Origin of the sequence: Stenotrophomonas indicatrix (genome assembly GCA_041545745.1) — a bacterium.
In the GTDB taxonomy this organism is placed as follows: Bacteria; Pseudomonadota; Gammaproteobacteria; order Xanthomonadales; family Xanthomonadaceae; genus Stenotrophomonas; species Stenotrophomonas indicatrix_A.
The window spans coordinates 1-22,779 of the sequence record CP168152.1; the positions used below are offsets into that span (position 1 = coordinate 1).

Sequence of the window (22,779 nt, forward strand, 5' to 3'; positions counted from 1 at the left end):
ATGGATGCCTGGTCACGTAGTCTCGAACGACTTGAGGCGGAGTTCCCGCCCGAGGATGTTCACACCTGGTTGAAGCCGCTGCAGGCCGACCTGCGCGCTGACAGCCTGGTGCTGTATGCACCGAATGCCTTCATTGTCGATCAGGTGCGCGAACTGTACCTGCCGCGGATCCGCGAGCTGGTCACCCACTTTGCCGGTTTCGGCGACGTTTTTCTTGAAATCGGCTCGCGCCCGAGGCCCGTGGACGCGCAGATCGCGCCGGTTTCCAGCCATTCGGCGCAGGCCCCGGTGCAGCCGCAGGTCCCGTTCGCCGGCAACCTGGACAACCACTACACCTTCGCCAACTTCGTCGAAGGCCGCAGCAACCAGCTGGGCCTGGCCGCAGCATTCCAAGCGGCGCAGAAGCCGGGCGACCGCGCGCACAATCCGCTGCTGTTGTACGGGGGCACCGGCCTTGGCAAGACCCACCTGATGTTCGCCGCTGGCAACGCGATGCGTCAGGCCAATCCGGGCGCCAAGGTGTTGTACCTGCGTTCGGAACAGTTCTTCAGCGCCATGATCCGGGCCTTGCAGGAAAAGACCATGGATCAGTTCAAGCGCCAGTTCCAGCAGGTCGACGCCCTGCTGATCGATGACATCCAGTTCTTCGCAGGCAAGGACCGCACCCAGGAAGAGTTCTTCCACACCTTCAACGCGTTGTTCGATGGCAAGCAGCAGATCATCCTGACCTGCGACCGCTATCCGCGCGAAGTCGAAGGCCTGGAAGCGCGCCTGAAGTCGCGTCTTGCCTGGGGCCTGTCGGTCGCGATCGAGCCGCCGGACTTCGAGACCCGCGCTGCGATCGTGCTGGCCAAAGCCCGCGAACGTGGTGCCGAGATTCCCGATGACGTTGCGTTCCTGATTGCCAAGAAGATGCGCTCCAATGTGCGCGACCTCGAGGGCGCGCTGAATACCTTGACCGCCCGCGCCAATTTCACTGGCCGTGCGATCACCACCGAATTCGCCCAGGAAACCCTGCGCGACCTGTTGCGCGCCCAGCAGCAGGCGATCAGCATTCCCAACATCCAGAAAACCGTTGCCGACTACTACGGGCTGCAGATCAAGGATCTGCTGTCCAAGCGTCGGACCCGGTCGCTGGCCCGTCCGCGCCAGGTTGCCATGGCGCTGACCAAGGAACTGACCGAACACAGCCTGCCCGAAATCGGCGACGCCTTTGCCGGTCGCGATCACACCACGGTGCTGCATGCCTGCCGGCAGATCCGCACCCTGATGGAAGCCGACGGCAAGCTCCGCGAGGACTGGGACAAGCTGATCCGGAAGCTGAGCGAATGATGCACGTACGCCGATGAGGCGTCACCGCATAAAACGGTGCAGAATCCGGTAGCAAGCGCGGGACAGGGTGTGGATAAAAATGCCGTTGGATTTCGCGGAAGATTTATCCACAGCTTTCCCCACCCCTTGGGGGCTGGTAATGCAGAGGGTTTCGAAGCCTGAAACCCTTTTGTTTACAAAGACTTAGCTGTGTTTTCCAGCGATTCTGGCTCTACCAGCACCACCAAGCTTTTGATTTATTCCACATTTTTTTAAAGCATAGGGGCACGGAACCACATGCGTTTCACACTGCAGCGCGAAGCCTTTCTCAAGCCGTTGGCACAGGTCGTCAACGTGGTCGAACGCCGCCAGACCCTTCCGGTTCTGGCCAATTTCCTGGTGCAGGTGCAGAACGGCCAGCTGTCGCTGACCGGTACCGACCTGGAAGTGGAGATGGTGTCGCGGATCGCGGTTGAAGATGCCCAGGACGGCGAAACCACCATTCCCGCCCGCAAGCTGTTCGAGATCATCCGGGCCCTGCCCGATGGCAGCCGGATCACCGTCTCGCAGACCGGTGACAAGATCACCGTGCAGGCAGGACGCAGCCGTTTCACCCTGGCCACCCTGCCCTCCAACGACTTCCCGTCGGTAGACGAGGTGGAAGCCACCGAGCGCGTTGCCATCGGCGAAGCCACCCTGAAGGAACTGATCGAGCGCACGGCGTTCGCGATGGCCCAGCAGGACGTGCGCTACTACCTCAACGGCCTGCTGTTCGACCTGCGCGGCGATGCCCTGCGCACCGTCGCGACCGACGGTCATCGCCTGGCACTGTGCGAAACCGATCTGGCCAAGCCCAGCGGTTCCAAGCGCCAGATCATCGTGCCGCGCAAGGGCGTGACCGAACTGCAGCGTCTGCTGGAAAGCGGCGATCGCGAGATCGAGCTGGAAGTCGGCCGCAGCCACGTTCGCGTCAAGCGCGACGATGTCACCTTCACCTCGAAGCTGATCGATGGTCGCTTCCCGGATTACGAGGCAGTGATTCCGATCGGTGCCGACCGTGAAGTGAAGGTCGACCGTGAAGCACTGCGCGCCTCGCTGCAGCGTGCCGCGATCCTGTCCAACGAGAAGTACCGCGGCATCCGCGTGGAAGTCTCGCCGGGCAACCTGAAGATCAGCGCGCACAACCCGGAGCAGGAAGAAGCCCAGGAAGAAATCGAAGCCGACACCACGGTCAGCGATCTGGCTATCGGCTTCAACGTGAACTATCTGCTGGATGCCCTCTCCGCGCTGCGCGACGAAGAAGTGATCATCCAGCTGCGCGACTCCAACTCCTCGGCGCTGGTACGTGAATCGAGCAGCGAGAAGTCGCGTCATGTGGTGATGCCGTTGCGTCTCTGACCTTCGCGTAGTTCCACGTGGAACACATGGACGCTCGGGATTCCCCGGGCGTCTTTTTTTTGTTCCACGTGGAGCATCGGTGCCGGATCTTTCTGGCACCTTCGGGCTTGTGGTTGATGAGAAGTTCCAGGCTTCCCCGCTCTCGCGTGGGATTCGCGCTGTCGTGGATCCAGCCGAGTAGTTCCAGCCCTGCAGGAATGCTGAGACCGCTTGGATGCGATCAGAGAGCGGTCTTTGAATCAGGCGACTTGCCCCGCATGCCGACCTCTCTGTCCACAGGCCTCGTTCGCGGAAAGTCTGGGCCTCCCTAGCTTCTAAATCTGGGTATAAATCAAAAGCTTGGTGGTGATGGTAGGGCCAGATTTCATGTAAAAGTAGGCTATGTTTTTGAGTTAAAAGAAGTTTATAGGGCTGAAACCCCCTGTATATAGGCCATCAAGCCTGGGGGGGAACCTGTGGATAGTTTTTACGCGAGGGAAAAGTGCCTTTTTTATCCACAGTTCGCCCACACCTTGTGTATAAGTCATACAGTCCCTCTGTGGATGGCGTGGAACGGGTGCTTCGAATTTCTTGAAATCTGTGGAACCTGGCAGGGCCGCTGTCAGCAGATTTCAAAGAATTTTCGGAGTACTGACGGCCACTGCGGCGCATCGCCAAGCCTGGCGCGCGTGCAAGGGCCGCCGGATTGCTGAAATCTGGGCCCCGTGAGCTTGGGCAGGCTGCTGGATTTGAACGATTTCGGCCGCTGTCCCATCGTCAGTCGCTGGCAGTCACACTCCCGATCACGTGAAACATGTGTTCTCCGGCACCGCCAGGGCTCACTGATCGCGGGCCACGTCCAGCCATGACGGCTGGCTTGACCAATGCAGTAAGCTGGGTGATTCCCCGCCCCTCTACCGCCATGTGCGGATGGTCTGTCGCATCCCATGCAGATTCGTCGTCTTGCCCTCCATCAATTGCGTCGATTCGATGCGGTGGAGCTGTCGCCCCAGCCAGGGGTGAATCTGCTGACCGGTGACAATGGCGCTGGCAAGACCAGCGTCCTTGAAGCGCTACATCTGATGGCCTATGGGCGGAGTTTCCGCGGGCGGGTACGCGACGGCCTGGTGCGTCAGGGCCATGAAGCGTTGGAAGTCTTCGTGGAATGGGACGAACAACGCGGTGATCTGCCCGCGCAGCGGCGAAAAGCGGGCCTGCGGCACAGTGGACAGGAGTGGAAGGGGCGCCTGGACGGCGAAGACGTCGCTCAGCTCGGCAACCTGTGTGCCGCTCTGGCGGTGGTCACCTTTGAACCAGGTAGCCACGCCTTGGTGAGCGGTGGTGGTGAACCGCGCCGACGTTTCCTCGATTGGGGCCTGTTCCACGTGGAACCAGACTTCCTTTCCCTGTGGCGGCGCTATTCGCGAGCTCTGAAGCAGCGCAATGCCCTGCTCAAGCAAGGTGGGCCGTCGCGGATGCTCGATACGTGGGATCACGAGCTGGCCGAGGCGGGAGAGCCGCTGACCAGTCGTCGGCAACACTACCTGGAGCGGCTGCAGTCCCGGACGATCGCATTGGCCGAGGCGTTGGCTCCTCAGCTGGGAATTGTGGGCATGAACCTGAGCCCCGGCTGGCGTCGAAGCGAGGTTCCACTGGCCGATGCACTGTTGCTGGCGCGCGAACGCGACCGTCAGGCGGGTTACACCTCGCTGGGCCCGCACCGCGCAGACTGGAGCGTGGCGTTTCACAGCATTCCAGGCCGCGATGCGCTCTCGCGCGGCCAGGCCAAGCTCACCGCCCTCGCCTGTCTGCTGGCTCAGGCGGAGGATTACGCTGAGCAGCGCGGCGAGTGGCCCGTCATCGCGCTCGACGACCTGGCTTCGGAGCTGGATCGCACCCACCAGGCCCGGGTACTGCACCGCTTGTTGGTGGCGCCGGCGCAGATATTCATCACCGCAACAGAAACGCCTGCGGCACTGGAGACGTTGAGCAACATCACCCGGTTCCACGTGGAACATGCACAGATCGTGGCTGTGCCATAGTGAGCACGGCAAGGCCGCTCAGCCCCGGCTGGTATAATTCAGGCTGCTATCCCTTCATTCTCGGCACATCGCTCAAAGCGGTGTCCGACCTGCGGAGCCTACGGCAAGCGCAATGACCGACGAACAGAACACCCCGGCAAACAACGGCAACTACGACGCCAACAGCATTACGGCCCTGGAAGGCCTGGAGGCTGTCCGCAAGCGCCCAGGCATGTACATCGGCGATGTACATGACGGCACCGGCCTGCATCACATGGTGTTCGAGGTCGTCGACAACTCGATCGACGAAGCCCTCGCCGGCCATGCCGACCACGTTTCGGTGACGATCCATGCCGACGGCTCGGTTGGAGTGTCCGACAACGGTCGCGGCATTCCGACGGGCAAGCACGAGCAGATGAGCAAGAAGCTCGACCGCGACGTGTCTGCCGCCGAAGTCGTGATGACGGTCCTGCACGCAGGCGGCAAGTTCGACGACAACAGCTACAAGGTTTCCGGCGGCCTGCATGGCGTGGGCGTCAGCGTGGTCAACGCGCTGTCGCAGAAGCTGGTCCTGGATATCTACCAGGGCGGTTTCCACTACCAGCAGGAATACGCCGATGGCGCAGCACTGCATCCGCTCAAGCAGGTCGGGCCCAGCACCAAGCGCGGCACCACCCTGCGCTTCTGGCCCTCGGTAAAGGCTTTCCACGACAACGTGGAATTCCACTACGACATCCTGGCCCGTCGCCTGCGCGAACTGTCCTTCCTCAACTCCGGCGTCAAGATTGTGCTGGTGGACGAGCGTGGTGATGGCCGCCGCGACGACTTCCATTACGAGGGCGGCATCCGCAGCTTCGTGGAGCATCTGGCGCAGCTGAAGACGCCGTTGCATCCGAACGTGATCTCGGTAAGCGGCGAATCCAACGGCATCACCGTGGAAGTGGCGTTGCAGTGGACCGACTCCTACCAGGAGACGATGTACTGCTTCACCAACAACATTCCGCAGAAGGACGGCGGTACCCACCTGGCCGGTTTCCGTGGCGCGTTGACCCGCGTGCTCAACAACTACATCGAGCAGAACGGCATCGCCAAACAGGCCAAGATCAACCTGACCGGCGATGACATGCGCGAAGGCATGATCGCGGTGCTGTCGGTCAAGGTGCCGGACCCGAGCTTCTCCAGCCAGACCAAGGAAAAGCTGGTCAGCTCGGATGTGCGCCCGGCCGTGGAAAGCGCATTCGGCCAGCGCCTGGAAGAGTTCCTGCAGGAAAACCCGAACGAAGCCAAGGCCATCGCCGGCAAGATCGTCGACGCTGCCCGTGCCCGCGAAGCGGCGCGCAAGGCGCGTGACCTGACCCGCCGCAAGGGTGCGCTGGATATCGCCGGCCTGCCGGGCAAGCTGGCCGACTGCCAGGAAAAGGATCCGGCGCTGTCCGAACTGTTCATCGTCGAGGGTGACTCGGCAGGTGGTTCGGCCAAGCAGGGCCGCAACCGCAAGAACCAGGCGGTGCTGCCGCTGCGCGGCAAGATCCTCAACGTGGAACGTGCACGCTTCGACCGCATGCTGGCGTCCGACCAGGTGGGTACGCTGATCACTGCGCTGGGCACTGGCATTGGTCGCGACGAGTACAACCCGGACAAGCTGCGGTACCACAAGATCATCATCATGACCGACGCCGACGTCGACGGCGCACACATCCGCACCCTGCTGCTGACGTTCTTCTACCGTCAGATGCCGGAGCTGATCGAGCGCGGTTATGTCTATATCGGCCTGCCGCCGCTGTACAAGATCAAGCAGGGCAAGCAGGAGCTGTACCTGAAGGACGATCCGGCACTGGACAGTTATCTGGCCAGCAGCGCGGTGGAGAACGCTGGGCTGGTGCCGGCCAGCGGCGAGCCGCCGATCGATGGCGTGGCGCTGGAAAAGCTGCTGCTCGCCTATGCTGCCGCGCAGGACACGATCAACCGCAATACTCACCGTTACGATCGCAACCTGCTCGAAGCGCTGGTCGACTTCATGCCGCTGGAGCTGGAAAACCTGCGCAATGCAGGTCCTGGTGAAGGCCTGGACACGCTGGCCAAGCACCTCAACCAGGGCAACCTCGGCAGCGCCCGTTTCACCCTGGAACTGCAGGAACCCAACGAGCAGCGTCCGGCTGCAGTGCTGGTCACGCGCAGCCACATGGGCGAACAGCACATCCAGGTGCTGCCGCTGTCCGCGCTGGAAAGCGGCGAACTACGCGGCATCCACCAGGCAGCGCAGCTGCTGCACGGTCTGGTCCGCGAAGGCGCGGTCATCACCCGTGGCGCCAAGTCGATCGAGGTCGAATCGTTCGCGCAGGCCCGCAACTGGCTGCTTGACGAGGCCAAGCGCGGCCGTCAGATCCAGCGATTCAAGGGTCTGGGCGAAATGAATCCGGAGCAGCTATGGGATACCACCGTGAATCCCGAGACCCGTCGCCTGCTGCAGGTGCGTATCGAAGATGCGGTCGCCGCTGACCAGATCTTCAGCACCCTGATGGGTGATGTGGTCGAACCTCGTCGTGACTTCATTGAAGACAACGCGTTGAAGGTCGCCAACCTGGATATCTGACACAATCGGATGGCGGTCGGCGCGCGGGGAGGCGCGCCGGCTTTTGTCCCTTGATCGCAGGTAATCGATGTCCGCTTCCGCCCCGGTTTCCGCTCCGCCGCCGGTCCCACCGGCTACTGCCACGCCCCGCGCGTCCTCGCCGCTGGCGGGCTTCTTCATCGATCTGGGAATCGCGACAGTCGCCTTGTTCGGTCTGAGTGTCGTCTGCGGGGCGATATGGGGGCTCTACCGCAGCCTGCAGATCAGCGCGGCCAATGCGCAAGGCGCTGCCGCCGGTGCTACCGCCTCTGTTGGCCAACCCGGTGCGCTGGGGCAGATTCTGATGGCATTGATCGCCACCGGTGGTGCGGCCCTGCTGGTCTACTTCTGGCGACGCCCTGCCAATGCCGCCGAGCGCCAACATTCGCGCCAGGCTCTGCAGCGACCTTCCACCTGGGGCTGGACTCTGCTGGTCGCATTGCTGATCGTGCTGGGAAGCAACGGCATTGCCTTCCTTGCCAAGCAGATGGGCATCGAGCCGGTTCCCACCAATCTGGAACTGATGCAGAACGCGATCGCGCGCTTCCCTGTATTCCTGGCGCTGTTTGCAATCGTGCTGGCACCCGCCTACGAGGAACTGCTGTTCCGTCGCGTTCTGTTCGGGCGCCTCTGGCAGGCCGGGCGTCCATGGCTTGGCATTGTCCTCAGCAGCCTGGCCTTTGCCCTGGTCCATGAAGTGCCCGGAGTCAGCAAGAACTCCCTGCTCGGTACTGCCCAGCTATGGCTGGTCTATGGCGGCATGGGCGCTGCGTTCTGTTGGCTGTACCGCCGCACCGGCACCTTGTGGGCGGCGATCGCCGCACATGCACTGAACAATGCCGTGGCGCTTGCAGCCTTGGTGTTTTTCGGGGCAACGTAAGGCTCTGTCCGCTTGACGAAAGATTAAGCCGACCCGTTACACACTGGGCTTCTGAACACGGGGGTGGGTCCATGAAACAACTGCTGTTGGCTATCGTCATCACCACTCTGGTCAGCGCCTGCGCGACCACCACTTCACCCACCGGCCGTCGGCAGATGGTGGGCGGTGTGTCGCAGGCACAGCTGGATCAGCTGGGTGCGCAGGCGTTCGCCGAAACCAAGCAGAAGGAGAAGATCAGCAGCGACGGCCGCCAGAACGGCTACGTGCAATGCGTGGTCAACGCGCTGGTCGCACAGTTGCCGCCTCAGTACCGTGGCGTACGGTGGGAGACGGCGGTGTTCGTCGACAAGGAACCCAATGCCTTCGCCCTGCCCGGCGGCAAGGTCGGGGTCAACACCGGCATCTTCAGTGTCGCCAAGAACCAGGATCAGCTGGCCGCGGTGATCGGCCATGAAATCGGCCATGTGATCGCCCGCCACCACGAAGAGCGCATCACCCGGCAGATGGGTGCGCAGACCGGATTGGCGGTGCTGGGGGCGTTGGCCGGCGCGTATGGCGGCGAAGGCGCGGCCAGCACGGTCAACCAGCTCGGCGGGATGGGGGCGCAGACGGCGTTCCTGTTGCCCGGCTCACGGACCCAGGAGAGCGAGGCTGACGTAATCGGTCAGCGGTTGATGGCAGAGGCCGGATTCAACCCTGCCCAGGCAGTCGATCTGTGGCAGAACATGATGGCCGCCAGTGGCGGTCGCAGCCCGCAATGGTTGTCCACGCATCCCGATCCAGCCAATCGGATCAGGGAGTTGCAGCGTGATGTACCGGCGCTCGGCCCCGTCTACCAGCAGGCCCAAGCCGCCGGACGCCGTCCAAAGTGTGGCTGAGTGCGCAGATTCATGCTGTATTGCAGCACATAAAACGATTTCTCACGCCATCTGTTTCTGATACGTTTGGCGGCTCAGATTTTTCTGACAGTCCGACTTTGCCGCTACCGGCGGTTCGATCGAGGTGAACGATGATTTTCCGTAACCACAAAGCTGTGCTTTCCGTCCTCATCGCCACTGCCCTGACCGGCGCGGTGGTCACTGACGCGTTCGCGCAGTCCTCGCGTTCGTCCGAGCGTGGCAACCGCGGCGGCAAGCAGGCGAAGGCCGAAGTGCTGTTCCCGAACGCGACCCGCCAGGAACCGGCAGCGAAGTCGTCGGCCAAGCTGGGCAGCAAGCTGCAGAAGATGATTGACAGCTACAACAAGGAAAAGTTCCCGGAGACCCGCACGCAGGCCGACGAGATCCTGGCCGCCGAGGGCGCCAACGAGTACGACAAGTCGCTGGCCGCGCAGCTCGCCTCCCAGGCCGCCTACCAGACCGACGACACCGCCGCCGCTATCGCGTATCTGAAGCAGGTGCTGCAGTTCAACGGCCTGGACAACAACGGGCACTTCCAGTCGATGCTGATGCTGGGCCAGCTGCAGATCCAGGAAGACCAGACCGCCGAAGGCTTGGCGACCTTGGACAAGTACTTCGCCGAGAGCAAGTCGACCAAGCCGGAAGAGCTGATCATCAAGGGCCAGGCGCTGTACCAGCTGGAGCGCTACCAGGAAGCGATCCCGGTGCTGAAGCAGGCCATCGCCGGCGCCGCCGAGCCGAAGGACAACTGGAACCAGCTGCTGATGGCCGCGCTGTCCGAAGCTGGCCAGACCGGTGAGGCCGTGCAGGCCGCCGAAGCGCTGGCTGCCAAAAACCCGAATGACAAGAAAGCGCAGCTGAACCTGGCCAACATGTACATGCAGGCCGACCAGATGCCGAAGGCCGCCGCGGTGATGGACAAGCTGCGCAGCAGCGGTCAGCTCACCGAAGAGCGCGAGTACAAGCAGCTGTACTCGATCTATGCCAACACCGAGAACAAGGAAAAGGACGTCATCGCGGTCATCAACGAAGGGTTGCAGAAGGGCATCCTGAAGCCGGATTACCAGGTCTACCTGGCACTGGCCCAGTCCTACTACTACTCCGACCAGGTGCCGCAGGCGATCGACGCGTGGCAGAAGGCCGCCCCGCTCTCCAAGGACGGTGAGACCTACCTGAATCTGGCACGCGTTTTGCACAGTGAAGGTCGTGTCCCGGAGGCCAAGCAGGCCGCCCAGCAGGCGCTGGCGAAGGGCGTGAAGAACCAGGCTGATGCCAAGAAAATCATCAACCTGAAGTAAGTGGGAATAACGCCTGAACGCCTGCCCAGTTGATGCGCAAGCGCTCAGGATTGGTATAAGCTTGGAGGTTCCTGCGGTGTCATGCACCGCTGATCAGGGATCCCGCCCCCGGGATTCCGGCCCCACTATTGAGCTCTTGGCGCATGACGGAACAACTAGTCGTTCACCGGTACGAACAACCCGATGACTCGGGGCTGAGCTGGCCTCGCATCGTCGGTATCGCGTTTGTAATCGCCCTGCATCTGGCCGCCTTCATGATGCTTCTGATTCCTGCCGTGGCTCCCAAGGCCGTGGCGGAGAAGGAGCGCAACGTCATGGTGACCATCGTCGACGCACCGCCGCCGCCGCCGCCACCACCGCCGCCGCCGCCGCCGCAGGACACCCCGCCGCCGCCGGTGAAGAATCTGTCGCCGCCGAAGCCGTCGCCCGTCCCGCCGCCGCCGCAGGCGCCGGTCGTCGACGTGCCGGAACCGCGCCCGAACGATATCGTCACCCCGCCGTCGCCGCCGGCACCACCGGCACCGCCGACCTCGATCGAGGCCAGCGTGGACATCTCGTCGAAGGCCATGAATCCGCCGCGCTATCCGCCGGCCGCCTTCCGCGCTGGTATCCAGGGCGAAGTGATCCTGATCATTGATGTCGATGCCAGCGGCAACGTCACCAATGTCACGGTGGAAAAGTCCAGCCGTAACCGCGATCTGGACCGTGCTGCGATGGAAGCCGCCCGCAAGTGGCGTTTCAACGCCGCCGAAGCTGGCGGTAAGAAGGCTGCTGGCCGCGTTCGCGTCCCGGTCAACTTTGCGCTGAACTGATGTGCCCGGGTGGCCGCCTGGCCACCCTCGCCTCCAGTTCGATTGTTTAGCTTAGCTACACCCTTTATCACCACACACAACAAAGGTAAGCGTCATGCTGCAGGAAATTTTCATCGCCGCTGCTGCCGGGGGCAATCCGTCCAACGCCCTGTCGCAGATGGGCTTCGAGCACCTGATCCACGAAATGACCACCAAGCCGGGTGATTTCGCGGTTTCCTGGGTCGTGCTGCTGACCCTTGTCATCATGTCGGCCATGTCCTGGTACTGGACCGTCATCAACATCTTCCGTGCTACCCGCCTGAAGAGCGCCGCCGATCGCGTCGTCAGCCTGTTCTGGGATACCCCGAACGCGCAGGACGCCATCCGTGCAATGGAAGAGCAGCCGGCGTCGGAGCCGTTCTCGAAGATCGCACTGGACGCTGCCCAGGCTGCTGCGCACCACCAGCGTGCTGAAGGCGGCGCTGTCGGCGGCGTGGGTGAGAACCTGAGCCGTTCGGAGTTCGTCGACCGCGCTCTGCGCCAGGCCGTGACCCGCGAAAGCAACAAGCTGCAGTCGGGCATGACCCTGCTGGCTACCGTCGGTGCAACCGCTCCGTTCGTCGGTCTGCTGGGTACCGTGTGGGGCATCTACGGCGCGCTGATCAAGATCGGTGCCACCGGCTCCGCTTCGATCGACGCCGTTGCCGGCCCGGTGGGTGAAGCACTGATCATGACCGCCATCGGTCTGTTCGTCGCGATCCCGGCCGTGTTCGCCTTCAACTTCTTCAGCAAGATCAACAGCGCGACCATCAGCAAGTTCGATACCTTCGCGCACGACCTGCACGACTTCTTCGCCACCGGTTCGCGCGTCCGCTAATTGCGACGCGCTGTACCCGCGAGAACGTAGTCACCAAGATCTAGACGGAGCCCGTTATGGCTTTCAGTAGTGGTAACAGCGGCGGCCCCATGGCCGACATCAACGTTACGCCCCTCGTGGACGTGATGCTGGTGCTGCTGATCATCTTCATCATCACGGCGCCGCTGATGTCCCACAAGGTCAAGGTGGATCTGCCGGAGGCCAACCTGGTCCAGAAGCCGGACGACACCAACGACCGCAAGGGTCCCATCACCCTGGCAGTCAAGGAAGACGGTTCGATCTACTGGAACGACGAAGAGATCAACAAGCAGACTCTCGAGTCGCGCTTGGCGACCGCCGCCCAGCAGACCCCGCAGCCGCCGTTGAACCTGCGTGGTGACCGCACCACCAAGATGCGTGTCATCAATGAGATGACCAAGGTCGCGCAGGAACAGGGCATGCTGGACGTCGGCTTCGTGGCGACCAAAGAGAAGGGGCAATAAGCCATGGCATTCAGTAGTGGTGGTGGCAAAGGCCCCATGGCAGACATCAACGTCACGCCCCTCGTGGACGTGATGTTGGTGCTGCTGATCATCTTCATCGTCACCGCGCCGATCATGACGTACCCGATCGCCGTGGACCTGCCGCAGCGCGTGCTCAACCCACCGCCGCAGCTGGTCGAACCGCCGCCGCCGATCGAGTTGAAGATCGACGCCAGCAACCAGGTCTCGTGGAACAACAGCCCGATCGGTACGCATGAACTGCAGCAGCGGATGGAGCAGGAGGTCCAGCGTGACCCGACCAACCAACCGGAACTGCGGATCGATGCCAGCCCGGATTCGGAGTACGACGTGATGGCCAAGGTTCTGGCCGCCGCGAAGAATGCTCAGATGAAGAAGATCGGCTTCGTGCAGCAGTAAATCGCTACACCGCAATACATCAGTCATGACGCGACTGCAGGCGCCCCTGGAAACAGGGGCGTCTTTTTTTGCGTGCTGGCGTCTTCCCAGCAACGACGTTGGCAATGAATGCCTCTGGCCGGTGCCTGTCCCCGCTATGATCGGCGGATGCTCGCCCTCTTCGATTCCGTGCGCCATTGGCTTGATGGCATCGCCCACCTGGGAACGATCCTGGCGGTGGCCTATCTGCTGTATCTGCTGGCGTTGACGGGCTGGATCATGCTGCAGAAGCGCGAGCCGGTGGCCACGCTGAGCTGGATCCTGTCGCTGGCGCTGCTGCCCTACCTCGGCCTCTTCATCTACTACCTGCTGGGGCCGCAGAAGGTGAAGCGGCAACGGCTGCGGCGCGGGCGTGCGCGTTCGGGCATGGAGCACTACAGCGATGTCTGCCCGCCTGATGCCGACTGCACCGAGCTTGCCAAGATCGCGCAGGCGACCACCGGGTTGGCGCCAAGCACCGCCACCGAAGTGACCTGGCTGGTCGACGGCGCGGCCACCTATGCCGCGCTGCTGGAAGCGGTTGCGCAGGCGCGTGATCACGTGCATCTGGAGTACTACATCTTCAATCCCGACTACGCCGGCACCGCGTTGCGGGATGCCTTGCTGGAACGGGCCAGCGTCGGTGTGCAGGTGCGGCTGCTGCTGGACGCGGTAGGCTCCTCCGCCGTGCGCCAGCGCTTCCTGCAGCCCCTGCTGGATGCCGGTGCGGAAGTGGTCTGGTTCCATCCGCGGCAACTGCTGAAGCCATTCAAGCGACCCTGGTTGAACCTGCGCACGCACCGCAAGCTGGTGATCGTCGACGGCCGCCTGGCCTTCACCGGCGGAATCAACATCACCGACGACGAAGACGAAAGCCGCAACCCGAATGCATATCGCGATCTGCACATGCGCCTGCGCGGGCACGTGGTGCGCAGCCTGCAGCTGGTGTTTGCCGAGGACTGGCTGTACGCCAGTGGCCAGGACCACTCGCGGTTCGATATCGCCCGGCTGTGGCCGAGCGACATGGCCCTGCGCGGCGACGGCGCGATCGACGCGCAGGTGCTGGTCTCCGGCCCGGATTCGGGATGGGAGACGATCCACAGACTGCATGTGGCCGCCATCCAGGAAGCACGTGAGCGGGTCTGGCTGGTGACCCCCTACTTCGTACCCGGCGAAGCGGCGCGGATGGCGCTGACATCAGCAGCGCTCGGTGGCTTGGACGTACGCCTGCTGGTGCCGAAGATGAGCGACTCCTGGTTCGTCACCCAGGCCGCACGCTCCTACTTCGACGAACTGCTGCATGCGGGAGTGAAGATCTATGAGTACGGTCCGCGCATGCTGCATACCAAGGCGTTCATCGCCGACGACGATGTCTGTATCGTCGGCAGCGCCAACTTCGATCACCGCAGCTTCCGCCTGAATTTCGAGCTGTCGATGATGATCAGCGACCGTGGCCGGGTAGCAGAACTGTCTACGTTGCTGCAGTCCGAGTTCGAGCGCGCCACCCGCGTACACGACCAGGCAGGACGCTCGCTGTGGCTGCATCGGTTGCCCGAAGCCTTTGCGCGATTGGCCTCGCCGCTGCTGTGAGGCAGCGCTACACTGCGGCGGTGGCCCGGGGAGACTGACAATGTACTGGCTGTACCTGCTGCTGGCGCTGGGCTGCTTCGCCTTTGCGTTGAAAACACCGAACATGGGGCTGATGTCACTGGCCCTGCTGGGCGCCCTCGCCTTCCTGCTGGCGTGGGTGCGCGGCCGTTACGTCGCACGCTTTGGCGACCTTCAGCGTGATCCGGCGACACTGGTGGACAGCGATGAACTGCGGCGTCTGCGCGAACAGGCCAAGGTGGCTCCGGCCGATGGCAGCGACCCTCCCTCTTACTCCCCGTAGTCCCGTTCCATGACCCAGCTCAGCGTCAACGTCAACAAGATCGCCGTTCTGCGCAACTCGCGTGGCGGTGCCGAACCGGACGTGGTGCGTGCCGCCCAGGCCTGTCTGGATGCAGGGGCGCATGGCATCACCGTGCACCCGCGGCCGGATCGCCGCCACATCACCGCCGAGGACGTGCTGGCACTGTCGGCGCTGACCCGCGCGCGGGGCGTCGAATTCAACATCGAAGGCAACCCGTTCGCGCCGCCGCGTGAAGGCTACCCCGGCCTGTTGCCGCTGTGCGCGCAGACGCGCCCGGAACAGGCCACGCTGGTTCCCGATGGCGACGGCCAGATCACCTCCGACCATGGTTTCGACTTCGAGCGCGATGCGCAGCGACTGCGCCCGCTGGTGGCCGAGCTGAAGACAATGGGCTGCCGGGTGAGCCTGTTCGTGGATGCCGGCAACCCGCTGCTGGAACAGGCCGCCGATGTCGGCGCCGACCGCATCGAGCTGTACACCGGCCCGTATGCCGAGGCCCATGCTGCCGGCGACGCCCGGGCCATGCTGGAACTGTTCGCCACCGCCGCGCGCCGTGCACAGGCCGTCGGCCTGGGGGTGAATGCCGGGCACGATCTGTCGCAGGACAACCTGCGTGACTTCCTGTCCGTTGTGCCCGAGGTGCTGGAGGTCTCGATCGGCCACGCCCTGATCGGCGAAGCCCTGTACGACGGCCTGGATGCCACGGTGAAGGGTTACCTGGCACTGCTGTAGCAGTGCATGGGACTGAACCCCGAAGACGTGCGGCAGGTCGCCGTATTCCGGCCTGGCATTCGCCCCTGTAACCGATCTTCCCATCGCAGTTGCTGAGACACCCGTGGCCCATGCTGGGCCCGCCGCGGCGATAGCGCGTGCCCGGTCGCAAGCCACGGGTCGCAAGCCGCAGCCCTGTGGACAAGTCTGGGGTCAACATGCGGTCCTATGGGCCTGCGCGCCTACAGCTACGTGAATCCTGGCCGCTTGCGCTGCCTGTGGTTAGCAATAATACTAATATTCCGTAACGGCCGGAGGGCAACATGCAGCACCCCCCTCGCAACGCCCAGGCCGCCATCAAGGGCCGGGGTTCCACGTCCCACCTTGCCGGGCGCTTCGAAAGCACCGTCAGCGAGGCAGTGGACGATGGCTGGGCAGTGGACGAAAGCGAGGAGTTCCTCGCCCCGCGCCTGCGCACCGAAGTGCGTGCGGAGACCGCGCGCAGCATCATCAGCCGCAACAACTCGCCGGACGTCGGCTTCAGCCAGTCGGTGAATCCGTATCGCGGCTGCGAGCATGGCTGTTCCTACTGCTTCGCGCGCCCCTCGCATGCCTATCTGAACCTGTCGCCTGGCTTGGACTTCGAGACCAAGCTGTTTGCCAAGACCAACGCGCCGCAACTGCTGCGCAAGGAACTGTCGAAGCCGGGCTACGTGCCGCAACCGATCGCGCTGGGCATCAACACCGACGCGTACCAGCCGATTGAACGCAAGTTCAAGCTGACCCGTCAGCTGATCGAAGTGATGCTGGAGACGAAGCATCCGTTCTCGCTGATCACCAAGAACGCGCTGGTCGAGCGCGATATCGATCTGCTTGCACCGCTGGCGGCGGAGAACCTGGTCAGCGTGCATTTCTCGGTGACCTCGTTGGATCCGCACCTGTCGGCGAAACTGGAGCCGCGTGCCTCGGCACCCCATGCGCGCCTACGTGCGATGAAGCGCCTGCATGAAGCGGGCATTCCCGTCGGTGTGATGGTGGCGCCGGTGATTCCGTGGATCAATGACAGCGAACTGGAAGCTGTTCTGGAGGCTGCGCACGATGCCGGTGCCAGTACTGCAGGCTACGTGCTGCTGCGCTTGCCGCTGGAAGTGGCGCCGTTGTTCCGCGACTGGCTCGATACTCATCATCCGGATCGCGCCGCGCACGTGATGAGCACCATCCAGCAGCTGCGCGGCGGCAAGGATTACGACAGTCAGTTCGGCACGCGCATGCGCGGGCAGGGCGTGTATGCGGAGCTGTTGAACAACCGCTTCAAGCTGGCGCGCAAGCGGCTGGGCTTCAACGCGCAGAACAGCCACTGGCCGAAGCTGGATTGCAGCCGGTTCGAGAAGCCGTTGCCGCCGAAGGTGGATACGCCGCAGGGCAGTCTGTTCTAGGTAGCGGCGGTCACAGCGCGGTGCAACTGGTCAGCCGCCACCGAACAACTTCTGCGCACTCTGGAACAGGATCCAGCTGGTGGCGATGAACTTGTCGCCCCCCTGCGGCCGATTCCCACGATGGGTATGAGTAAACGCCGTCGGCGCGATCAACAGACTGCCGGTACGCGGCGCGATCTTCCGGCCCTGGAACAGGAACTCGGTTTCGCCTTCGTCGAAGTCGTCGTTGAGATACAACGTCCACAGCAGGTGGCGGTGCAGCGTCTCGGCCTGCGCGTCCTTCGGGTACAGCTCGCAGTGCCAGTATGGGTAACCGCCCTCGCCCGCTGCGTACCACTGCAGGTTGATCGCGCCGGGGCGCAGGCAGGTGCGCGCCAGATCCGCGAGCTGCTCCGGCGCCATGTCGGGAAAATCCTCGGCCGACAGACGTCGCGGCTGGCCGTTGCTGTCCTGGATCTGCAACATCAGCGGCGCGATCAATGCCTGTGGATAACGGCGTAGATAAGTCTGCAGACCGGCAAAAACCGCCTGCTGCAGCTGCTGGTCCACATCCTGCCAGCCATCCACGCCGCTGATCCGCAGATCCTTGCTGTGCTTGAGTTCCGGGAACACACCGCTGCCCACTGCGCCGGGTTTCAGGCCCTGGCTTGCACGCATGCGCGCGACGATCGCAGCGCACACGTCGCTGGGGACGGCGTTGTGGATGACCTCGATGAAATCGACAGGGCCCGGCTCGTGCATGCGTGCATTCCTTCGACGGCAAGGGCTTGATGGTGCCGTTTGCAGCTGCAGCTGTCACCCTGCGGTCATGTCATCAATCTGCCATGACCGCTATAGGGATGGCCGCTGTCAGACGCTCTTCGCGTCATGCTCCTGGTGATAACGCACGGCCTCGGCGACCTCTTCGCGCGAACCGAGGAACACCGGCACGCGCTGGTGCAGCTGGTCGGGTTGCACGTCGATGATGCGCTCGCGACCGGTCCAGGCAGCGCCGCCCGCCTGCTCCACCAGCAGGCCCATCGGGTTGGCTTCGTACATCAGGCGCAGCTTGCCAGCCTTGCCCGGTTCCTTCTTGTCCCACGGGTAGATGAAGATGCCGCCGCGGGTCAGGATGCGATGCACGTCGGCGACCATGCTGGCGATCCAGCGCATGTTGAAGTTCTTGCCGCGCGGGCCGTCCTTGCCGGCCAGCAGATCTTCCACATAGGCCTGCATCGGCGCTTCCCAGTGCCGCTGGTTGGACATGTTGATGGCGAACTCCTGGGTGGCCGCCGGGATCTGCATGTTCTCGGTGGTCAGCAGGAACTCGCCGGTTTCGCGGTCGAGGGTGAAAGCGTGGGTACCGTGGCCGACAGTCAGCACCAGCTGCGTGCTGGGCCCGTAGATGCAGTAGCCGGCGGCGATCTGCTTGCTGCCCGGCTGCAGGAAGGCGTCATCGCCAGGCAGTTCGACGTTGGTCGGGCAACGCAGCACCGAGAAGATGGTGCCGACGGAGACGTTGACGTCGATGTTGGAGCTGCCATCAAGGGGATCGAACAGCAGCAGGAAATCGCCACGCGGGTAGATGTCCGGCACCGGCTGGCTGTGGTCCATTTCCTCCGACGCACAGGCAGCGAGGTGACCGCCCCAGGCGTTGGCTTCCAGCAGGATCTCGTTGCTGATGACATCCAGCTTCTTCTGCGCTTCGCCCTGCACGTTGCCGGTGCCGGCCTCGCCGAGCACGCCACCGAGGGCGCCCTTGCTGACGGCGATGGAGATGCTGGTGCAGGCGCGGGCGACGACCGCGATCAGCTGGCGCAGGTCGGCGTTGATGCGGCCGGCGTGCTGCTGCTGGATCAGGAAGCGGGTCAACGAGGTACGGGACATGGGCGGGCAGGTCTCGGCAACGGGGAAACGCCTATTGTCGCTGGTCTGACTTGCGCGTGGGTGAGCGGGGGAAGGCGTAATCGTTTCCAGAGGCGTTGCGGTCGTGGCGCCTTCCCTTCGTCGAGGCGCGGGGGAGGGGGAGACAATGCAGGACACGCTGCAAGTACGTCCATGTAAGCTCGATGGCGCCATCCATGGCGCCAACGGTCCTGCATTGCCTCCCCCTCCCGCGCGCTTCAGGGTGTGCCGCGAGCGCGGTGGGTGTGGCAAGGCAGGTGCAAAAACAAAGGCGCCTTGCGGCGCCTTTGTTTTCAAACCACTGGAGTGGTGCTTCAGCCCTTGGCGACGGTGGCCACGGCCTTGGCGACGTATTCCAGGTTGTTCTGGTTCAGCGCGGCCACGCAGATGCGGCCGGTGCCGACGGCGTAGATGCCGAACTCGTCGCGCAGGCGCTCGACCTGTTCGCGGCTCAGGCCGGAGTACGAGAACATGCCCGCCTGCTCGTTGATGAAGCCGAACTGCGGGGCGCCGGCGGCGGCCAGCTTCTCGACCAGGCCCTGGCGCAGGGCGTGGATGCGCTCGCGCATCTCGGTCAGTTCCTGCTCCCACATCGCGCGCAGTTCCGGGTTGGTCAGCACACCGGCAACCAGTGCAGCACCGTGGGTGGACGGGCTGGAGTAGATCGTGCGGATCACGCGCTTGACCTGCGACTGCACGGCCTTGGCGTCAGCGGCGGTCGGCGCCACCATCGACAGCGCACCCACGCGCTCGCCATACAGCGAGAACGACTTGGAGTACGAGTTGGCGACGATGAAGCTGTCGATGCCGGCCTCGGCGATGATGCGCACCGCGGCGCCGTCCTGCTCGATGCCCTTGTCGAAGCCCTGGTAGGCCATGTCGATGAAGGGGAACAGCTGGCGGTCCTTCAGCAGCTGTGCGACCTGCTTCCACTGGCTGACGGTGAGGTCGGCGCCGGTGGGGTTGTGGCAGCAGGCGTGCAGCAGCACCACGGTGCCCGCTTCCAGCTTGCCCAGGTCGGCCAGCAGGCCGTCGAAGTTGACGCCATGGGTGGTCGGGTCGAAGTAGGTGTAATCCACCACCTCGAAACCAGCGGCGCTGAACACCGCGCGGTGGTTTTCCCAGCTCGGGTTGCTCAGCGCGACGGTGGCGTGCGGCAGCAGCTTCTTCAGCACGTCGGCGCCGACGCGCAGCGCACCGCTGCCACCGACGGTCTGTGCGGTGGTGACGCGGCCGGCAGCCAGCAGCGGCGAATCCTTGCCGAACACCAGCTCACGGGTAGCCTGGGTGTATGCCGGCAGGCCATCGATCGGCAGGTAGCCGCGCGGTTTGGCTTCGTTGGCGAGCTGCTGCTCGATCTGCTTGACGGCGCGCAGCAGCGGAATGCGGCCGCTCTCGTCGTAGTAGATGCCCACACCCAGGTTGACCTTGGTCGGGCGGCTGTCGGCGTTGTACGCCTCGGTCAGGCCCAGGATCGGGTCGCCTGGGACCAGTTCCACGTTTGCAAAGAAGGACACGGCGGTACTCGTTCGGTAGACGGAAAGGGGGAGGAATTGCGCCACGCGGCTTGCGGCCTGTCGGCCGAAACCGACCCATCGTAACAAAGCCAGCCGGGGCTGGCCGCCGCCATCGTCATCCGCCTGCCCGTACCATGGCGTGCGTTGCCGCCCGATCCATCAACCTGAATCATGAATCCCGCCGCACGACGTCATTGCCTGCCGCTGTCCGCCCTGCTGCTGTCGCCCTTGGCGGTGGCGGCCGCGCCCTCGCCGGCCGCCCTGCCGGCTGTGCAGGTGCAGGCTGCGCGGGTGCCGGGCGTGGATCCCTTTGCCCTGCCCGCCAGCCTGGATACGGTGTGGATCGACGCCGACCGTACCGGCCCCAACGCGCAGCTGTCCGAGGCGCTGGGCGGGGTGCCGGGCCTGCTGGCCCGTGACCGGCAGAACTTCGCGCAGGACACCCAGCTGTCGATCCGTGGCTTCGGCGCCCGCTCGACCTTCGGCGTGCGCGGGGTGCGGGTGCTGATCGACGGCGTACCGGCGACCATGCCCGATGGGCAGGGCCAACTGTCGCACGCCAGCCTGCTCGGTGCCGAGCGCATCGAGGTGCTGCGCGGGCCGTTCTCGGCGCTGTACGGCAATTCGTCCGGGGGCGTGCTGCAGGTGTGGAGCGCGCAGGGCCAGGCCGGTGACCCGTGGCGGGTGCGGGTGAATGCCGGCGCCGACAACACGCTCAGCGTCGGCGGGCAGCTGCGCGGGGCGGGAAAGGGCATCGACTACAACGTGGCCGCCAACCATTTCAGCACCGACGGTTGGCGTGACCACAGCCGTGCGCGCCGCGAGTCGTTGAACGCGCGCCTGGGCACCGAGTTCGCTGGCGGCCGCCTGGAACTGCTGCACAACGCGCTGCACGCGCCCAACGCGCAGGACCCGCTGGGCCTGACCCGCGCGCAGGTGGCGGCCGATCCGCGCCAGGCCACGGCGGTGGCCCACCAGTACAACACCCGCAAATCAGTGCGCCAGCAGCAGGCCGGCCTGCGTTGGGCCCGTGAAGCCGGTGCGCAGCGCTGGCAGCTGATGGGCTATGCCGGGCAGCGCGCGGTGATCCAGTACCTGCCGATTCCGCCGGGACCGCAGGCCAACCCATTGCACGCCGGTGGCGTGATCGACCTGGATAGCGGCTACGGCGGGCTGGACGCGCGCTGGGGCTGGAACGGCGATCTGTGGGGCCGCCCGCTGGATCTGGTAGTGGGCGTGAATGCCGATCGCCAGCGCCAGCACCGCACCGGCTATGAGAACTTCGTCGGCACCACCGTGGGGGTACGCGGCCGCCTGCGTCGCGACCAGATCGACATCGTGCAGAACGTGGACCAGTTCGCCCAGGCGTGGTGGCAATGGAGCCCGCGCTGGTCGCTGCTGGCCGGGGTGCGCCACAGCGCGGTGCGCTTCGAATCGGGTGATCGCTACATCGTCGGGCGCAACCCGGACGACAGTGGTCGCCGTCGCTACCAGGCCACCACGCCGGTGGCGGGTGTCAGCTTCGAGGCAAGCCCGCAGTGGCGCCTGCACGCGGCGATCGGGCGTGGCTTTGAAACGCCGACATTCAACGAGCTGGGCTACCGCACCGACGGTCAGGCCGGGCTGGCGCTGGATCTTGCGGCCGCCCGCAGCCGCAGCCTGGAAGTGGGCAGCAAGTGGCACGCGCAGGATGGAAGACAGCTGGATATCAGCCTGTTCCGTGCAGATACCGACGATGAGTTGGCCGTTGCCAGCAATACCAACGGCCGCAGCACTTACCGCAACATCGGCCGCACCCGCCGCCAAGGTGTGGAGCTGCAGTACCGGCAGCCGTTGGCCGAACAGCTGGAGCTGCAGCTGGCCTGGACCTGGCTGCAGGCGCAAGTGCGCTCGTCCTACCTGGCCTGTGCGGCCAGCAACTGTGCCGTGCCCGACACCGTGGTTGCCGCCGGCAGCCGCCTCCCCGGCGTGCCCCGGCAGCAGGCGTATGCGCGCCTGCAATGGTCGCCGGGGGACTGGCAGTGGGCGCTGGAAGCTGCCGCCAGCAGCGACGTGGTGGTGAACGACATCGCCACCGAGCGCGCCCCGGGATACGCGCTGCTGAACCTGGAGGCCGGGCGCAGCTGGGGGCTGCAGGCCGGTGAGCTGCGTGCATTCGCGCGTATCGACAACGCGCTGGACCAGCGCTACATCGGCTCGGTGATCGTCAACGATGGCAACGGCCGGTTCTTCGAACCGGGGCCGGACCGCCGCGCCAGCGTGGGCCTGCAGTGGTCATGGCGCTGAAGCGGTAGTGCCGGCTACTGGCCGGCATCGCTCCGTGCAGGACTTCAGGAG

At 64.3% G+C, this 22,779-nt stretch carries 19 protein-coding genes; 16 read left to right on the top strand and 3 right to left on the bottom strand.

Annotation, left to right across the window (positions count from 1 at the left end):
• The 15 genes from dnaA to ACEF39_RS00075 all read left to right on the top strand — a co-directional run bounded on the left by dnaA (nt 1) and on the right by ACEF39_RS00075 (nt 17,041).
• Nucleotides 1–1,332 (top strand): chromosomal replication initiator protein DnaA, encoded by a 1,332-nt coding sequence (gene dnaA / locus ACEF39_RS00005; protein ID WP_089241915.1) that lies wholly within the window; start codon nt 1–3, stop codon nt 1,330–1,332.
• Between the two features lie 276 nt (nt 1,333–1,608).
• Nucleotides 1,609–2,709, top strand: a complete 1,101-nt coding sequence (dnaN, locus tag ACEF39_RS00010) for a DNA polymerase III subunit beta (RefSeq protein ID WP_005411731.1) — start codon at nt 1,609–1,611, stop codon at nt 2,707–2,709.
• Nucleotides 2,710–3,635: 926 nt separating this feature from the next.
• Nucleotides 3,636–4,730, top strand: coding sequence for a DNA replication/repair protein RecF (gene recF / locus ACEF39_RS00015; RefSeq protein ID WP_500286500.1), 1,095 nt, complete (start codon nt 3,636–3,638; stop codon nt 4,728–4,730).
• A gap of 112 nt (nt 4,731–4,842) precedes the next feature.
• A complete protein-coding gene (gyrB, locus tag ACEF39_RS00020) occupies nt 4,843–7,302 on the top strand; it encodes a DNA topoisomerase (ATP-hydrolyzing) subunit B (protein WP_500286501.1) in 2,460 nt (819 codons plus the stop codon).
• A 67-nt stretch (nt 7,303–7,369) separates the two neighbouring features.
• Nucleotides 7,370–8,200, top strand: coding sequence for a CPBP family intramembrane glutamic endopeptidase (locus tag ACEF39_RS00025; protein ID WP_500286502.1), 831 nt, complete (start codon nt 7,370–7,372; stop codon nt 8,198–8,200).
• 71 nt (nt 8,201–8,271) lie between these two features.
• Nucleotides 8,272–9,078: a M48 family metallopeptidase gene (locus tag ACEF39_RS00030; protein ID WP_025875555.1), complete on the top strand. Its 807-nt coding sequence runs from the start codon at nt 8,272–8,274 to the stop codon at nt 9,076–9,078.
• Between the two features lie 131 nt (nt 9,079–9,209).
• Nucleotides 9,210–10,397 carry a tetratricopeptide repeat protein gene (locus tag ACEF39_RS00035; protein WP_500286503.1) on the top strand — a complete coding sequence of 396 codons (1,188 nt, stop codon included), beginning with the start codon at nt 9,210–9,212 and terminating at the stop codon, nt 10,395–10,397.
• 143 nt (nt 10,398–10,540) lie between these two features.
• Nucleotides 10,541–11,209: an energy transducer TonB gene (locus ACEF39_RS00040; RefSeq protein ID WP_500286504.1), complete on the top strand. Its 669-nt coding sequence runs from the start codon at nt 10,541–10,543 to the stop codon at nt 11,207–11,209.
• Between the two features lie 94 nt (nt 11,210–11,303).
• Entirely contained in the window at nt 11,304–12,065 is a 762-nt protein-coding gene (exbB, locus tag ACEF39_RS00045) for a TonB-system energizer ExbB (RefSeq protein ID WP_164280584.1), read from the top strand.
• Between the two features lie 56 nt (nt 12,066–12,121).
• Nucleotides 12,122–12,547, top strand: a complete 426-nt coding sequence (locus tag ACEF39_RS00050) for an ExbD/TolR family protein (RefSeq protein WP_500286505.1) — start codon at nt 12,122–12,124, stop codon at nt 12,545–12,547.
• Between the two features lie 3 nt (nt 12,548–12,550).
• Complete coding sequence (locus ACEF39_RS00055) at nt 12,551–12,964, top strand: ExbD/TolR family protein (protein ID WP_025875547.1); 414 nt, start codon at nt 12,551–12,553, stop codon at nt 12,962–12,964.
• 147 nt (nt 12,965–13,111) lie between these two features.
• Nucleotides 13,112–14,572 (top strand): cardiolipin synthase, encoded by a 1,461-nt coding sequence (cls, locus tag ACEF39_RS00060; RefSeq protein WP_500286506.1) that lies wholly within the window; start codon nt 13,112–13,114, stop codon nt 14,570–14,572.
• A gap of 40 nt (nt 14,573–14,612) precedes the next feature.
• Nucleotides 14,613–14,873, top strand: a complete 261-nt coding sequence (locus tag ACEF39_RS00065) for a hypothetical protein (protein WP_500286507.1) — start codon at nt 14,613–14,615, stop codon at nt 14,871–14,873.
• Between the two features lie 9 nt (nt 14,874–14,882).
• Complete coding sequence (locus ACEF39_RS00070) at nt 14,883–15,626, top strand: pyridoxine 5'-phosphate synthase (protein WP_500286508.1); 744 nt, start codon at nt 14,883–14,885, stop codon at nt 15,624–15,626.
• Between the two features lie 302 nt (nt 15,627–15,928).
• Complete coding sequence (locus ACEF39_RS00075) at nt 15,929–17,041, top strand: PA0069 family radical SAM protein (RefSeq protein ID WP_099819427.1); 1,113 nt, start codon at nt 15,929–15,931, stop codon at nt 17,039–17,041.
• 30 nt (nt 17,042–17,071) lie between these two features.
• Here ACEF39_RS00075 and ACEF39_RS00080 read toward each other — a convergent pair whose 3' ends face one another.
• The 3 genes from ACEF39_RS00080 to ACEF39_RS00090 form a co-directional block, all read right to left on the bottom strand.
• Nucleotides 17,072–17,782 (bottom strand): 2OG-Fe(II) oxygenase, encoded by a 711-nt coding sequence (locus ACEF39_RS00080; protein WP_500286509.1) that lies wholly within the window; start codon nt 17,780–17,782, stop codon nt 17,072–17,074.
• A 108-nt stretch (nt 17,783–17,890) separates the two neighbouring features.
• Nucleotides 17,891–18,907 (bottom strand): class 1 fructose-bisphosphatase, encoded by a 1,017-nt coding sequence (locus ACEF39_RS00085; RefSeq protein ID WP_500286510.1) that lies wholly within the window; start codon nt 18,905–18,907, stop codon nt 17,891–17,893.
• A gap of 332 nt (nt 18,908–19,239) precedes the next feature.
• A complete protein-coding gene (locus tag ACEF39_RS00090) occupies nt 19,240–20,442 on the bottom strand; it encodes an amino acid aminotransferase (RefSeq protein ID WP_025875527.1) in 1,203 nt (400 codons plus the stop codon).
• Between the two features lie 171 nt (nt 20,443–20,613).
• Between ACEF39_RS00090 and ACEF39_RS00095 the strand changes: the two genes are divergently transcribed.
• Nucleotides 20,614–22,728 carry a TonB-dependent receptor family protein gene (locus ACEF39_RS00095; protein ID WP_500286511.1) on the top strand — a complete coding sequence of 705 codons (2,115 nt, stop codon included), beginning with the start codon at nt 20,614–20,616 and terminating at the stop codon, nt 22,726–22,728.
• Nucleotides 22,729–22,779 lie beyond the last annotated feature (51 nt).

Excerpts from the sequence above, each read along its gene's own strand:
- dnaN (WP_005411731.1), top strand. The coding sequence starts at position 1,609 with ATGCGTTTCACACTGCAGCGCGAAGCCTTTCTCAAGCCGTTGGCACAG.
- ACEF39_RS00075 (WP_099819427.1), top strand. The coding sequence starts at position 15,929 with ATGCAGCACCCCCCTCGCAACGCCCAGGCCGCCATCAAGGGCCGGGGT.
- ACEF39_RS00080 (WP_500286509.1), bottom strand. The coding sequence starts at position 17,782 with ATGCACGAGCCGGGCCCTGTCGATTTCATCGAGGTCATCCACAACGCC.
- dnaA (WP_089241915.1), top strand. The coding sequence starts at position 1 with ATGGATGCCTGGTCACGTAGTCTCGAACGACTTGAGGCGGAGTTCCCG.
- gyrB (WP_500286501.1), top strand. The coding sequence starts at position 4,843 with ATGACCGACGAACAGAACACCCCGGCAAACAACGGCAACTACGACGCC.
- ACEF39_RS00040 (WP_500286504.1), top strand. The coding sequence starts at position 10,541 with ATGACGGAACAACTAGTCGTTCACCGGTACGAACAACCCGATGACTCG.
- ACEF39_RS00055 (WP_025875547.1), top strand. The coding sequence starts at position 12,551 with ATGGCATTCAGTAGTGGTGGTGGCAAAGGCCCCATGGCAGACATCAAC.
- recF (WP_500286500.1), top strand. The coding sequence starts at position 3,636 with ATGCAGATTCGTCGTCTTGCCCTCCATCAATTGCGTCGATTCGATGCG.
- ACEF39_RS00065 (WP_500286507.1), top strand. The coding sequence starts at position 14,613 with ATGTACTGGCTGTACCTGCTGCTGGCGCTGGGCTGCTTCGCCTTTGCG.
- ACEF39_RS00025 (WP_500286502.1), top strand. The coding sequence starts at position 7,370 with ATGTCCGCTTCCGCCCCGGTTTCCGCTCCGCCGCCGGTCCCACCGGCT.
- ACEF39_RS00035 (WP_500286503.1), top strand. The coding sequence starts at position 9,210 with ATGATTTTCCGTAACCACAAAGCTGTGCTTTCCGTCCTCATCGCCACT.
- ACEF39_RS00070 (WP_500286508.1), top strand. The coding sequence starts at position 14,883 with ATGACCCAGCTCAGCGTCAACGTCAACAAGATCGCCGTTCTGCGCAAC.
- ACEF39_RS00085 (WP_500286510.1), bottom strand. The coding sequence starts at position 18,907 with ATGTCCCGTACCTCGTTGACCCGCTTCCTGATCCAGCAGCAGCACGCC.
- ACEF39_RS00030 (WP_025875555.1), top strand. The coding sequence starts at position 8,272 with ATGAAACAACTGCTGTTGGCTATCGTCATCACCACTCTGGTCAGCGCC.
- ACEF39_RS00050 (WP_500286505.1), top strand. The coding sequence starts at position 12,122 with ATGGCTTTCAGTAGTGGTAACAGCGGCGGCCCCATGGCCGACATCAAC.
- exbB (WP_164280584.1), top strand. The coding sequence starts at position 11,304 with ATGCTGCAGGAAATTTTCATCGCCGCTGCTGCCGGGGGCAATCCGTCC.
- cls (WP_500286506.1), top strand. The coding sequence starts at position 13,112 with ATGCTCGCCCTCTTCGATTCCGTGCGCCATTGGCTTGATGGCATCGCC.
- ACEF39_RS00095 (WP_500286511.1), top strand. The coding sequence starts at position 20,614 with ATGAATCCCGCCGCACGACGTCATTGCCTGCCGCTGTCCGCCCTGCTG.